Source organism: Acinetobacter sp. SW-226, assembly GCF_055632855.1.
This window is the reverse complement of record NZ_JBVNBD010000002.1, coordinates 228,837-243,449: the sequence shown is the minus strand read 5'-3', so window position 1 is coordinate 243,449 and position 14,613 is coordinate 228,837. Positions and strand designations below refer to the sequence as shown.

General features: G+C 37.9%; 13 protein-coding genes. 11 read left to right on the top strand and 2 right to left on the bottom strand.

Translation table 11 applies throughout. From position 1 onward, the window contains the following. Nucleotides 1-20: 20 nt before the first annotated feature. Together ACZ8ZH_RS19110 and ACZ8ZH_RS19105 are read right to left on the bottom strand one after the other, a co-directional pair. A complete protein-coding gene (locus tag ACZ8ZH_RS19110) occupies nt 21-830 on the bottom strand; it encodes a type IV secretory system conjugative DNA transfer family protein (RefSeq protein WP_024160789.1) in 810 nt (269 codons plus the stop codon). A gap of 37 nt (nt 831-867) precedes the next feature. After that, the gene (locus tag ACZ8ZH_RS19105; RefSeq protein ID WP_044103272.1) at nt 868-1,314 is read right to left on the bottom strand and encodes a DotD/TraH family lipoprotein; all 447 of its coding nucleotides are present in this window, start codon (nt 1,312-1,314) and stop codon (nt 868-870) included. Nucleotides 1,315-2,401: 1,087 nt separating this feature from the next. On the opposite strand from ACZ8ZH_RS19105, the gene ACZ8ZH_RS19100 reads away from it, so the two are divergent. The 11 genes from ACZ8ZH_RS19100 to ACZ8ZH_RS19050 all read left to right on the top strand — a co-directional run bounded on the left by ACZ8ZH_RS19100 (nt 2,402) and on the right by ACZ8ZH_RS19050 (nt 14,603). Further along, nucleotides 2,402-3,622 (top strand): hypothetical protein, encoded by a 1,221-nt coding sequence (locus ACZ8ZH_RS19100; protein ID WP_470247945.1) that lies wholly within the window; start codon nt 2,402-2,404, stop codon nt 3,620-3,622. Continuing rightward, nucleotides 3,623-3,910, top strand: coding sequence for a hypothetical protein (locus ACZ8ZH_RS19095; protein WP_024160792.1), 288 nt, complete (start codon nt 3,623-3,625; stop codon nt 3,908-3,910). Nucleotides 3,911-3,920: 10 nt separating this feature from the next. Further along, a complete protein-coding gene (locus ACZ8ZH_RS19090; protein WP_005005897.1) occupies nt 3,921-4,604 on the top strand; it encodes a DotI/IcmL family type IV secretion protein in 684 nt (227 codons plus the stop codon). 13 nt (nt 4,605-4,617) lie between these two features. Next, a complete protein-coding gene (locus tag ACZ8ZH_RS19085; RefSeq protein WP_005005900.1) occupies nt 4,618-5,565 on the top strand; it encodes a DotH/IcmK family type IV secretion protein in 948 nt (315 codons plus the stop codon). Between the two features lie 21 nt (nt 5,566-5,586). Next, complete coding sequence (locus tag ACZ8ZH_RS19080) at nt 5,587-7,098, top strand: DotG/IcmE/VirB10 family type IV secretion system protein (protein WP_044110984.1); 1,512 nt, start codon at nt 5,587-5,589, stop codon at nt 7,096-7,098. Nucleotides 7,099-7,103: 5 nt separating this feature from the next. After that, nucleotides 7,104-7,985, top strand: coding sequence for a hypothetical protein (locus ACZ8ZH_RS19075; RefSeq protein WP_044110982.1), 882 nt, complete (start codon nt 7,104-7,106; stop codon nt 7,983-7,985). Between the two features lie 10 nt (nt 7,986-7,995). Then, nucleotides 7,996-8,571 (top strand): hypothetical protein, encoded by a 576-nt coding sequence (locus ACZ8ZH_RS19070; RefSeq protein ID WP_005005910.1) that lies wholly within the window; start codon nt 7,996-7,998, stop codon nt 8,569-8,571. A 167-nt stretch (nt 8,572-8,738) separates the two neighbouring features. Then, nucleotides 8,739-9,152: a hypothetical protein gene (locus ACZ8ZH_RS19065; RefSeq protein ID WP_024160796.1), complete on the top strand. Its 414-nt coding sequence runs from the start codon at nt 8,739-8,741 to the stop codon at nt 9,150-9,152. 110 nt (nt 9,153-9,262) lie between these two features. Then, nucleotides 9,263-10,150 (top strand): HNH endonuclease signature motif containing protein, encoded by an 888-nt coding sequence (locus ACZ8ZH_RS19060; RefSeq protein WP_024160797.1) that lies wholly within the window; start codon nt 9,263-9,265, stop codon nt 10,148-10,150. Nucleotides 10,151-10,160: 10 nt separating this feature from the next. After that, complete coding sequence (locus ACZ8ZH_RS19055; protein WP_125297403.1) at nt 10,161-11,363, top strand: hypothetical protein; 1,203 nt, start codon at nt 10,161-10,163, stop codon at nt 11,361-11,363. A gap of 57 nt (nt 11,364-11,420) precedes the next feature. Further along, a complete protein-coding gene (locus tag ACZ8ZH_RS19050) occupies nt 11,421-14,603 on the top strand; it encodes a hypothetical protein (RefSeq protein WP_470247944.1) in 3,183 nt (1,060 codons plus the stop codon). The last annotated feature ends 10 nt before the right edge of the window (nt 14,604-14,613 follow it).

The window sequence follows — 14,613 nt, the reverse complement described above, 5'->3', positions numbered from 1 at the left end:
TTCCAATTGAGTTAGCGAACTTAAGGTTCGCTAACAAGGTTAATTTTTGGAATTTGATAGCTAGGTGCAATTTGTTCAGGTTGGAGAATTGGTTTCCAAGTTTCAATATTTGAATTGAACTGCGGTAATTGTTGGATTTGAAGCAATTTCATATCAAGAGCAATAGTGTCTTGTGTAGAAGAAACAGCCAGTGATTGACTGCTAATTGCTGGCATTGATAACTTGCCCTCTAAAACAAACTTATGGAAAGTAACCATCCCCAAATAATCTCGTTTAAGACGATCTACTGCATCTTCAACAATATTTCGGCCCTCAACTAAACCCATTTCATAAGACTTAGCAGCAGTCTCTTTCCATATTTTTCGTTCTTGTTCGTTAGCTGGTAACATTTCTTTCGGAATGAAAGTCACGTAATCAACATTGCTATCAAGTGTAGGGAAAACAAGGTACTGACGCCAATCAGGTGCACGAGTACTGAAACGAGCTTGTTTCAAGATTTTATAAGTCTGCTTAGTCGTCTTGTACGACATGGCATTAGGTGTCTCAGTTACATCTTTTGATTCAATAATAACCGGGGGAACAACAACATCTTTGATCATGTAAGGTTTAAAGTTAAAGATTGTATCAAGGTTACGCTCTTGGCTTTTGATGACCTCACGAGCGTTGCTTAAATAAGTATTGATCCCTAACTTAATACCTTTTTGCTTAACTAATTCAAGCATGGCTTCATAACGAGCTTGCTGTTCAACATTACTAACATGAACTTCTAAAGAAGACTGGTTAGATGGGTTTAGTAGCTCTTGTAATGAAGCATTATTAGAGTAGTCCATAAAAACTCCAGATATGTATAAAAGGATTTAAAGGGTATTAGTTATAAGTCAATAAAATACTTTTATTTTGATGATCTAGAGTTATCGAAGCAGTATTTAAATAAGCAGAAACATCGCGTAAAGCTTCTACACCAGTAAGACGCTTTTTATTAAAATTAACAATTGGAAGCTCATGAGTAGGACCAGCTTCTACAAAACGGTATCCGTATTGGCTAGAAATACTTTTAATTAAAGGTATTGGATCGCCTATGTAGTCGATATTTAAAAGGTCATGGTTGATGCTACCTTGTTTCTTCTGAACAGTTTGCATTTGAATTGCAGAAGAGTTCTTTAAGTTCTGTTGTGCAATTAAAGCCTCTTGAGATGCTTCAGATATAATAGATAAAGGGCTTGCTACGTTTAATTGAGTTACATCACGACTAGCACACCCAGACATCATTAAACCAATTGCAAGAACGCTTAAAAGCTTTTTATTGTGCTTCATTTTTACTCCAGATTAAGTGGGTATAAAGACAAAATGATTTTAGTCTAAAAACTATTAAAATGCACTTTTTTAATTATAAAAAATCCCTTAAAAGGTATAAAGCCGACTTTTAGGCACTCGCTTAAACCTAATTTATAAGCTTTAACGTATATCTAAGGGCGTTCTTCAGGCAGTCGTACCTGGCCTAAACAAGACAAATCTGTAAAAAATACTCTTTTTAAGTGCATTGTCTGTCCAAAACAATGCTTTTTTTTAGTAGTACTTATCTGAAATGGAAATACAACGTACTTTTTTCAATCAATTATAGAGAGTAAATGAGCTCTTATAGTTTGCTAGACATCTTTTATATTCCTTTATAGTCTTATTCTTTCTTTTTATTATCTTTTCTATTCTTTTTTGTTCTTTTTTTAGAATATAATTTATACAGAAAATAACAAAGTACATTTATTCTTTTTTTAATTAAAATATTGTTAATACTGTAATTTATATTTTACAGTATAGAAGTATATTAATAAAGATGTTTATATGCTTTTTTTAATTAATATTAAAAATATTATTGGTGATAATACAATTTATTTATAAGCCAGCTTCTTTAATATTAAATAAATTGATAAAAACTGTTTGAAGAAAAAATGCATCTTGGTATATACCATTCCTAATTTAAAAGTTTAAAGACATTAAAACTGCTACTTATAAAAACCTACCTTATGGTTTAGTGCTGTGCATCTTAAATATAAAGATTTGACACCTTAAACACCAATTAAACTGCAATAATGATAGGCTTAGAGTCGTATTTTTCCCTAAAAATTTAAGGCATCACAACTGGCAAAAGACTATTGAAACTATGCATATCAAGCACTTCACTGTAAAAAAGGTCCACTGTGTTTTTATGATTTCTCAACTTCATTTTTTTGATTTTTCCACTGTACTAACAAGAGAGGAGTCAAAAAAGACATTTGCATTTATTGGGCTTAAAAGTGAAAAACATTTTGCTTAAAGTGAAAAACGTTTTAACGAGTACTTTTAGAAAGGTGTTTAACGTTGTAGTATGTGCTCATGTTTTGCATGTGGATTAAGGGTGGTAGTGGTGAGCAGTTTTGAGAATCCTAATAGCTATCCAAAGACATTAAAAGAATACACAAGTCGTATAGAAGATTTTCCGTATTCTACTAAGACTAAATATGATATTGAGCTTAAGCAAAAGATTGATAAACATTTAGATAGTTCAGAGCTAGATTTAAAAATGTTATATGAAAACATATATTCTGAATTTAAAACTAAATCTGAAAATGGTTATTACGCGGAATCTACATTTAGAACATATCGTGCATATTTAGTGTATGGAATCGGTCTAAAGCTTAATGAGTTAAATAATGGCTCTATTAATGATGAAGATATAGATGCTGGTTTTGATGAATATTTTTTAGAAGAATTATATTTAAGAATCATTAACACAAAATATACAGCTAATAAGGACAAACCTAAGCGTACTTCTGAGCTGAAAACAAAGTACTTTGAACGCACGTTTTACAACTACTTGGTAAGAGAATTCGAGCATAAGAACGAGAGTAACACCAGGGTTAGTGAGTTTGATCGGATGATGGTTGCTTTTGTTGATGCCAATCTTGTTGTTGGATTGCGTCCTGTTGAGTGGTTTTCCGTTTCATTCTGTTGTGCAGTAAAAGGACCAAAACTGATCATGATTGTGGAAAATGGCAAGGCTACACATGGTCGGGCTAATGGACTTAAAAGGTATTTAATACTTGATGACCTTAAACATGAAGATCAAGAAAAGATATACCTTTATTGGAACTTGCTAAATAGGTATGTGAGAAAGGTATCTAGTTTAAATAAAAGTAGTTGCTATACCTTTGGATGGGATGAAAAACAGACTTTTATTAAAATACTGCAAGAGCGTTTACGTTTAAGTTATATCAATTACTTTAAGCTTAGAGGCAAGGTTTTAACTAATGAAGATCAACGACCTACTTTATACAGTACAAGGCATCAATGTATTGCAAATGCTAAGGTAAAGGGTATTGATAAGTTTGTGATAGCCGGTGCTTTTGGACATGCTGGTAAAGATACTGCTTCTAACTTTTATGGGCGAAAGTGGAGAGGCCATAGTGGTTTTAGTATAAAGCCTACTTTAGATTCTATTGAAAACGTTAATGGTAGCCATGAATTTGTTAAAACACTTTTAGCTAATAACCTAGATACCTTTTATTATTTTGATCTTAATATAGCAAATGAGTTTAATACCGACTATTATAAGGACGAATTAAAGTCGGGTTTAGTGATTGACTAAATGGATAACTCTAAAACTAATTTGACTACTTCAACATGGGGTTCTCCTTACGCTGAAGTATCAATAATAGGTAAAAGAAAATACGCAAGGCTTTTAAGAGTGTTGGTTAGTACGTTTGCCTCATTGTGCATTTTAACCGTTTTAACAACGCTTAGTTTTGTAGCTTTTAAACTCACCACAACAGATTTTGAATCTTTGGTTTTTGATGACGGCACACCAGTTAAGTGTGTGCTTAGCTCTAAATCAGATCGTCCAATTCCATCTGTTATATATCAGCCAGCGAAATAGGAGTGCTGTTGTGTCTAAAGACAAATCTAATGAAAACGCTGAAATAGGTTCTTGTGATCCTAGTCTTTGGCTCAGAAAACAGGTGGATGAAAAAGATAAGGAGATTGCAAAGTTAAGACGATGGCTTGTTTTCGTGTTTTTCGCTTTTATCGTGAGTGCTGTTCTTGCGATGATTATTTTTGCTGCCTTTAATGCATACCCAAAAGTCAAAGCTGTTCAAACAGTAGATAACTCGGTTATCTGTCCAATCGAAGCATCAAAAAACCCTCGCGTTACTGACGTTGTTATTTCTGAATTCGGTAAGAGTGCAATTCTTTCTGTCTACAACTTTGATTTCTTGAACTGGCGTGACGTTATTAACAATGCTGGTTCAATGTATTTCACTGAGGGCGGTAAAGATTCATTGATGAAGCAAATCGCTCAATCACAAACAGTTGGCACAATCGTACAAAACAACCTAACGATGCGAACTACTGCTACTGATGTTCCACAAATCGAAAACCGTGATTTACATGCTGCAGAACCTAGTTGGACTGTTCGTGTTCCTATCACTACTCAATTCTTCTTAGGTGACAAACAACCTAAAGAGACTCACCGCTTCATTGCGACAGTTACTATTGTTGAGCATCCACGTTCTTATCTGAACTACAACGGTATTGCTGTTAAGACAATTACGTTAACTCCAGCGCGTTAATTGGATGATACTTATGAAATTGAAAAAATTATCTTTGGCTCTTTTTGCTTCTACTGCATTAACTACAATAGTTAATGCTGCTGATATGCCTCCGAATACTTTTGCGGATGCTCAATCTCCTTTGGTTGCACCTGAGGTAGTTGATACAGCATCGGAAATTGACAGACAGGTTCACAATCTTGTTGGTTTGCAGTTCACACCTGAGCAAACAAAAATAGTTAAAGGACTTTTGTTGCAACAAAAACGAAGCCTTTCTAGTCCTTATGTAAATACGCCACAAGCGAAAACCCGTAGTTTGGGTATTTCATTAAACCCTGGTGAGGAACCGCCAGTAATTCGTTTAAGCGCTGGCATGCTATCTACTATTGTCTTTACCGATTCTTCAGGAAATCCATGGAACATTGAAAAGATTTCTTTGGACCGTGGACGTTTCTCAGATGGCTTAGGTGAGCAAAACGAAAAAGAGCCAGACGAAATCCCTGAAACTAACATCCTTTCAATCGAACCATTAGATCCAGCTGCTTTCGGAAACGTAACGGTCACATTAAAGGGATTGGGTGCTCCAGTAATTTTGATGTTAGCTACTGGCCAACGTGATTTAGATGTTCGTGTAGACGCACGTATACCTGGTCGAAGCCCAACAGCCAAAGCTATGTATTCAACAGGCAATCAAACATCGATTATTCCAGATGGTGTGAGTTTGCAATTTATGGATGGCTTAGCGCCTGAGGGTGCTGTTGAAATGCGAACTGATAGTCCTAATGTCCGTGCTTGGAAGTTTGGTGGCTATATATATGTGCGTAGTAACTTTGGTGTTATTCAACCAGCCTTTTTGAGTTCTTTCCGCGCTAACAACGGTATGAAGATCTTCCGTTATGAAGATTCTGAAGATCTGAAGTACATCACATTTTCAACGACTGGCGGTACACCTAAAACTGTTTACCTCGAAGACGCATTTTAAGTCATTAAGTGAGAATTAAAAATGGATTCAACGAACCAACAAAATAACCCGAATGACATTGAAGAGAATTCTAGTCGTAGCACTGAAGTAGGTACTACCGATGAAACTATTATTTCTGCAAACCAAGTTCATTCAGAAGAAGACCAACCTAAAAAACTGAAAAATACAAGTATTAAAACTGCTAACAAAAAACGTGTTTTTGCAGATACGCGCTTTCGCGTTGTTGCAATTATTGGTTTGGTAGTAGTTGGTGGATTAGGCTTTTTTATGTTTAACCCAATGGGGAAAAGTGACCAACTAGCTTTAGATAATCAGGTTGCTATTGCTACACCAGAAATCCAAGGACAGGGTACAAATGTTATCCCTCCTGAATACGTAGAATATGAACGTCAAAAACAAGCTGAAGAAGCTGCTCGAGCTGGCAAAAATGGTGAAAGCTATTTGCCCGAATTTAAAACAGTTGCAACACAAGATCCAAACGGCGATCTGAACGATCAGAATTTTATTACAGGTCCAAATGGGCAACCTGTAAACGGTTCTGCAACAGGTGGTACACCAAATATTACGCTTGAACTTGACCAGATGGCCAGAGCTAATATGGCAAATCAAGGTGGTGCATTACCTCAACCAACTAGCGGTGGTCTACCACAACAACCACAAACACAAAACGGTGCTAATCAAAACGCACCGATTTATCAAACTAACTACGCGCAACAATATGAACATGCTTCATCTGCTGCTAATGATGTTGCTAATGTATATAGCCAACAAGCAGCTGCTTATGCAGAACGTAATGCTGCAACGCGTGAATTAAGTCAAACTGCTTTTGTTGATCAACTTGCTGCGTTTTCTAATACAAAGAACAAGGTCAACGGATATTCAACATATAAATATTCACACAACACTAAAGCATCGGAAGGGCAACAAAACCTTGGAAGCTTGAACGTTGCGAATACGACTAGCGAATCTACTAAAGGACTAGCAATCATTAAAGCTGGTACAACAATGAAAGCGCGTTTAGATACAGGTGTGAATACTGATAAAGGTAAAAACCTATTTGCTACTGTTATTGGCGGTAAATTTAACGGCGCAAAACTTATTGGTACTGTTGGTCTGAATACTGCGGATATTGAATTTAACTTTACCCGTATGTTGTTTAAGGGCGAAGAGTATGCAATCCAAGTACGAGCTTTAACTCTTGGAACAAAACAATCGGGCATGGCTGATAAAGTCCAAAAACACACTTTGCAAAAGCTTGGCGGTATGGTTACTGCTGGAATCTTTGAGGGTTACGGACAAGCCTATCAAAACATTGGTACAACCCAAATCACAAATACTGGCAATGTTGTAAGCACGAAGGAAGAGCCAAACGATAAAGAAATTGCCGGGAACATCATTGGTAACGTTGGTACGGAAATGGCGAACATGGCACGTACATCAACAGTTCGACCAACTACGTATATCGTTAACAGCGGAAAAGTATTTGAAGTCTTTTTTGATGCTGACGTAACAACACCGAAAAGTAAGGGGTAAGCGAAATGTCTGATAATCAAATGACTGCTGAACAGGCAAAGAAAAATCTAAAAGATGCTGAAGGCAAACCCCAAAAAGGCGAAGGTCGTGCGAAGGGTGGTATTCCTCCAAAACTTCTTATTGTTATTGGTGTTATTGCCTTAATTATGATTGGTACTTTCTTTTGGATACAAATGAGTAAACCAAAAGACGTCAGCACGGCAGTTGCTCCAGAACAAACACCAGAATCCATTGATACTGTTGGTCAAGGCATTCAACAAACACAAGCAACATACAATCAAAATCAACAACCTTTAAAGGACAATAGTATTGCTGATGATACGGCGTTCATTGTTGATGAAAATATTGTGTTTAAAGATCCTACCACTGGTCAATACATGATTATGTACAAATCCATGTCGTATCCGATTGATTCTGATCTAGGAATAGAGGCAATTAACTTCTATCAAAGTCAGGGTACGAATGCACTTATTTTATTACAACGTTTGAAAGAAAAAGAGCAAGCGCATGGGCAAGTACAAAACGGCGAACAAACTGCAGTTGCTCAATCAGAAACCATAATCAAAAATGAACAACTGAAAGCTGAAAATGACGATCTTAAAAACCTTGTTGAATTGCAAGAACAGGCAATTAAGGAATTAAAGACTAGTTTAATCAAAATAGCTAAAGACCAGACTAAGCAAAAGGCTTTAAGTACATCGGGATCTAAAACCTTATCAATTCCAAAAGGTGCAAAACGCTTGGATGCTTTTGCGGTTGTAGGCGATCGCGCTTGGATGACAGATTCTCAAAACCATACATATACAGTCTATGTAGGTCAGAAGATGCCAGACAATCGCACGGTCTATGCTGTTGACGAAAACGAACAAGCCATTTGGGTGAAATAAGGAAAATAGCGTGGATGCATTAGATATAGTTAAAGCGATATTAAACATATACGGTCCACTACTAAGCTTTATACGCATTTGCTTTGTTGTAACGGGGTTGGTGATTACTGGCACGGCGCTTTTTGACTTAGTGCAAGCATCATCACCTCAACAAAAGTTCTTTGGTCATGGAATGAAAGAGCCTACCACTGGTGGGGCATTGTTGAAGATTCTTATCGGTGGTGCTTTTGCATCACTTGGATATGACGGATATATCATTGGTGCACTAGGTTCTTCATTGTTTGGTGGTAATGGCATAGAACTTGTAACGGTACAAAGTTACTTGCCTGATGCTGGTGCTAATGATTTAGGTGCATATATCGTTACGGCGGTTGTAGGTTTTACGCAACTGGTAGGGATTATAGCCGTAGCTCGTGGCTTATATGGTTTTGTAGAGAAAATTGATGCTCAAGGCAATGCGACATACCGCAAAGCATGGGTTTTAATTATAACAGGTGTATTATGCGTATACGTTCAGGACGTACACGATGTCTTTGTTAATACCTTTGGAACACAAATAGGAGGAACCTTTTTTACAATATTTTAAACAATCTTCTTAAAATAGGGTGAGAGTTTCTTAAAAACCTTGTATAAGATATTGAAGATATTTAACGAGAAGTTTAAAATTAAGCAACTTAAAGCAATAGGGTTTTAAGAATGTTTAATTACAGTGCGGAGATTAGCTCCCGTATATTAAATAAAAGGAAAATGACAATGGTATCATTAGTAAAACACTCAGTTCGCACTGTAAAAGCGACTGCATTCCGCGCAAAAGTAATGTTTTTAGCTTTTGTTTCTGCATTAATGGGTCAAGTTGCATATGCAAACACTGGCACATGGAACCCAGGTGGTACAGCTTACGGAAAACACGCTGCTGGTTCTGATGCGAATGAAATCTTAGGCCGTGGTGAAACATTAGGTCAAAACGTTTATAAATTCTTAATCGTAGTGTTCATGGTGCTTGGTTTAGGCTTAGTTGGTACTGGTTTGTATATGATGTATACATCAGAAGAAGATCAACAAAAGAAAAAGAAAACTGCTTGGATCTGTATTGGTGTGGGTGGTGCGTTATCAATCGTAGGCTTCATCATGTTCTCTGCTGCGAACACTATTACTGGTAAAGCGTAATACAATAATAAATAAGTTTAAAAGCGTGGCTTAGGCTGCGCTTTTTTTATTTTAAAAATAGTATATACATGTTTTAATTAGACCTTACTTAATAGTATTAAGGGGTTTAAGTGAAACATATAAACCGTAAGTTTGGTATTTTAAGACCTATTAACGGCGTAAACGACAAGCAAGAGATACGTCAAGATAAAACTATCCATGATGGTTTTAAAACCAATGAGACAATAAAGCAAATAATGTCTTCACAACCAGCTAAATGCTATTTTTGTGATTTCTATGACGAATACTTTTTAGAGCCACATCACTTAGACGGCGATCATAGCAACCATACGGCTGAGAACATTGTAGCGGTCTGTACGCTATGCCATGCACAAAACCACATCTTTGCACTATCACTGGAAAAGAAAGCTGAAATATGCGTATTGAGTACGAACATACCTCAAGAGATCTTTAATCAATATCAACGTGCATTACTGGTGTTATCGCATAAGTCTGACAACCAAGATCCTGAGCTTGCTAAGTTCGCACGGCGACATCGCCAAAGCTTGCTTGTAGAGCCGTTAAAGCGCCATCAACGCCCTAATCCTACAAAGATGTCTGAAGCAGAATACGCACGTAATATGTTTGAGGATATACAGGCGTTTAATGCGATTAAGACACGAACCCAAACAATTGATACCCAACTGTACTTCACGGACATTAAGTTCAACACAATGGCTGAATATGAAGAAGCCAAGCAAGAAGATATGTTGGTAGCGAACGTTGATTACGTAGACCAGCTCCGCAAGTACAAAGAGTGGTATTTGAATGCCATCAAAGAGAACAAAAACTTTTCTTTGTATCAACTCGCAAAAGCTTTGGAAAAGGTATCAGACGAAGCATACGAGAGCTTTAATCTGCCAAACCACTACATAGTATTTTCCCCGAATATCTTTACTGACGAGCAGTATGAGTACTACCAAACACTAGATGTATTTAAGGGTTTGGGTGATAAGTGAGTTCACATAAATGACAGAATGCTTAACAGATACCGAATACATAGATATGAGCTTAGAAGACGTTATATCGGGCATAGTGTTACAGCCATTTAAGCCTGACATAGTGAATGATATAGCGGTATTGGATAGCGTATTTGAGACGGACATTTTGAATGATGATGAATACTCATTTATTGGTCCATACATCTACAAATATTGGGAACTTGGGATAGATGCACTACCAAAGGAAACGCACGATCAGCTATCGATATTTCGCTTATGCGTTATAGGTACTGAGGCTTTCAACTTCCTGAACGATTTGTATATACCAACGACACGCGACACTGGCCATACATCTAACACGCTAATGCTACTCCATGTTGTACATATAGCGATAGGGAATCAGACAACAACTGGTGAAGACACAACGGGGCATTTTCAAGATCCACTAATTAAAGCGCTACTGTTGATGAATATCCCCGTTAACAGCGATTGTTTGCTGTTGGATGACACTTTGGTACACCTAAACAAAATAACGGCGCTGAGTGGCTTAGACGTTGAAATACAGGTTAAGCAAAGTGTGAGTGTGAGGCATAAGAAATTACTGAGCACCAACTTTGGATTTGACAATCCATTATCAATTATAAGCGTTTTGGAACAAAAGAAACTGTCTGAAGAACTGACACGCTACTTTCCGATGATACACCTACCAACGTCCGTAGAAGATGCGACAAACCAGATAGATACGGGCAACTTAAAAATGTGTTCGCTGCAATCTTTTTGTATATACCAAAACTTAAAGCTATCGGTGTCTAAAGTTTTCCACGAACAGGGCTTATACCAGAACAAAGAGATCTACATAGAGCTTGATAAGGTTCACTTCCAACTTAAAAATACAGGTTCCTTAAACTTCAAGGTGGGTACTTTAGGGGAAAACCAAGAGGTTTTAGAAATGGCGTTTTGGCAACTGCTTAATAAGGGTTTAGTGTTTGATCTAAATAGTTTTAAGAAGTATGTCGAATTAAAAGAGGACGAAACCGTTAAAACTGATGTATTTACTAATTCAAAAAATGATAATATCCCTTTTAACAGTACCTTCTATGAGCTTTTATTAAGGTTGGTTTTAGATACAAGCTTAAAACCCTCTGTTAAAAGTCTTGAGGTCGCAATTCAAAATAAGGATTTCGACAGTGCGATTAACGTTTTAAGAGAATTACCATTTTTTAGTGCTTAATGCTTAAAGGCATGTCTAATCAAAGATAGACGTAGAAAGGTGAATAAAGGTGTTTAAATGAGTAAGAAGAAAGCTGAGAAGTCTGGTTATAAAAAGACTGGTTACTCCAAGATTGAAATTATATTGATGTTATTCCTACAAAGCATGAAAGCTGACGTGGAGGATTATTGCGATTTAGAAACAGTATCGGACGAACATACGTTTGTCACAAAAACTGGTGCAATGATTACGATCATCGAATATAAGGGGATTAAGAGTTTAATTAGTGGTGATGCATTCAGCCGTCAAATTGGTTTGATGACGAGCAACATGCGTAACTACTTCAAAGACCGTGGACATACGATTCATCTAGCGTTCAAAGTAGACCATGAGACGCCATACGCGATTCATGACTTGAACGCCATGCAAAAGGCGACCACGGCGCGTTGTGCGATGAATCTAGACATCATCATTGATGAAATGACAGAAACCATTTCAGGCGGTGTATTTAACGAAAGCTGTTATATCGCTTTAATCTCTGAGCCAACCTTACTATCGCCAATCGATAAAGCTCAAGACTCAAAAAACCGTAAAAAGCTACTGTCGCAAATTACAATGCCAAGTACGGTCAATGCTCAAGACATGCTTAAATCATCGGACAGCTTATACGTACACCATGAGTCTTTTGTCTCACAATTCTTAAACTCACTCTCAACTGAAGAATTTCCAGCAATCTATGAAGTATTGAATGTTGTTGAAGCTGGTCTAACGATTAAAAAACAAATTGCCTCACATTCAACTTCAGATGACTTCACCTTGTCTGTGCCGATGTTGAATACACGCTTACCGATGCGTTGGAAAGAAATACCATCAGAAGATGATGCGTCACACGTTTTGTATCAACCGATCTCAGAACAACTCATGACGAATGCGATCTTACCTGGTACAAGTCAAGGTTCATTCTATCCAGTGGGAAGTGTTATCACTGACGGCGTTGTATATGCTCCATTGATGGTAGATATATATCCAGCGAAGACGAATACGTTTGAAACGCTATTCCGCTTACTACACCAGGCCAAAACGCACGACACTAACGGTAACATCCGTTCTATCCCATATGCGGTGAGTTACTGTATTACTGGTGATGGTATGGCTGGAACCATGATGAAACGCACGTTATCAAGCGTTATTCACTTTATGACGGCACAAAACAAAGCCATTCGTAATGCTGGTAACATTTTGATGGCCACTAAAAATGACCTAGATCAAGTAGACACTGTTGCTGGTCTGCAAATGACCATGATGACATGGGCACCAAATACCGAAGATGGTGTAAACATTCTTGTAGGACGGCGCCAAAAGCTTTGGAAGAGTTTTGAAGCGTGGGGCGGTGCAAAAGTCATGGAACAGGCTGGCGATCCTATTTTGACTTGGGCATCACATATACCGGGCTTGATGGTACGTAATCACGCACCTATTTCACCGGCACCGCTGTTTGATGTGTTCTACATGTTACCGCTGACACGTATTAACTCACCATTCCATAAAGGGCATCAGCTCAACAAAACCTTAGACGGTAAACTGATTATTCTTGATTCGTTCTCAAATGAAGTGACTGTATGGACGACTATTAACATTGGTAAACCGGGTACGGGTAAATCGGTCACAATGAACAAAGGCATGCTTGAGGACATCATGATGCCTGGTAACGAGCGTATCCCGTTGACCTATATTGTCGATGTGGGTGAGTCAAGCCGTGGGTTAGTAGAAACAGTGCAAGATTCATTGCCTGAAGAGCTACGTCACTATGCCATCTATAAGCGTATTAAAAACTCAAAAGAAGAAGCGATTAATCCGCTTGAATTCAGTATGGGCTTACGCTACCCGTTGAACTACGAAATGCGTCAAATGACAGCGTTTTTAAGTTCATTGGTAACACCGCCTGAATTGAAAGGGCAACCAGCCAAAAACACTTCTGACGTTATTGGTGCGGTCCTACGCCGTACATTCTATTTTGCTGATGATACGAATGCTGATCATAAAGCACGTAAGTACATGCGCTTTGCAGATCCAGAACTAGATCGCATCATGGAAAAACACGGACTGATTGAGCCACATTCTGAACAAGGTAAGGATATTTCTTATTACGCTCTACGTGACCTTTTCCATTCTTTGAATGAGATCCGTGGACGCACGTTGGCACACCGTTACGCAATGCCGACTATTGGCGATATGATTGAAACCCTTTCTGATTCATCAATTTTAGATGTTTGGAGTGATGTTCATATTGATAATGAACGAGCACTGGACTTTTTGGCGCATCAGATTATGGCTGCACAAAATACCTATCCAGCATTCTTCTATCACACTAACTTTGACATCGGTAACGCTCGTGTAGCTTCTATCGACTTAAACGAAGTTGCGACATCATCAGATCCTAAAACTACATCTCTATTCTTCCAGATTGTACGGATGTTCATTAAGCGTAAGTTCGCCGTGAGCCGTGACGATATTCCAAAATTCCCACAAGCTTATCGTGAATATGCAACCCAACTGATTAATGAGCTTCTTGAAGACCGCAAAATTATGTCTTATGACGAATTGCACGTTGCGAAAGGCGATCCAATCCTATTAGAAGAATTGGCTGAAGACGCACGTACATTGCGTAAATGGGGTGCTCGTCTTAACTTGGCATCACACAAAGTAGAAGACTTTAAAGACTTGGTTGGCTTTGCTACGGCGTATGTGATTGTCGATCCTGGTACACGCGAATCTCGTGAAGCTATTCGTGACAGTATCGGTCTAACTCAACTAGAAATGGATGCTCTTGGTTCAGGTAACGTAGGTTTCTCAGATCAAGGCTTAACGTACTTCAGTAAAATTAAACTCGAAAAAATGGAATGTTCGGGCTTATATACCGTTTCACTTGGTCCAATCCTTTTATGGTCACTCAGTACACATCCCGATGAACGTGCGCTCCGTAACTACACGTATGACCTTATCGGTGAACGTGGTAAGGCGTTGAAGGTCCTTGCACAATTCTATCCAAAAGGTGCGAAGAACCAGATTAAGACACGGCGTACCATGATTGAGAAAAATGCCAAAAATAAAGACACGGACTTTGACGAAAACAAAGCAACTGCTTCAGTGATTTCTACCATGGCACAAGAGATGGTTGTTGAATATCAACGCTATGAACTTGAGCAAAACATGAAGAAAAAATTACTGAACCAACGTAAGTCTGAAGCTGTTTCTTCTTAACACCAATCAG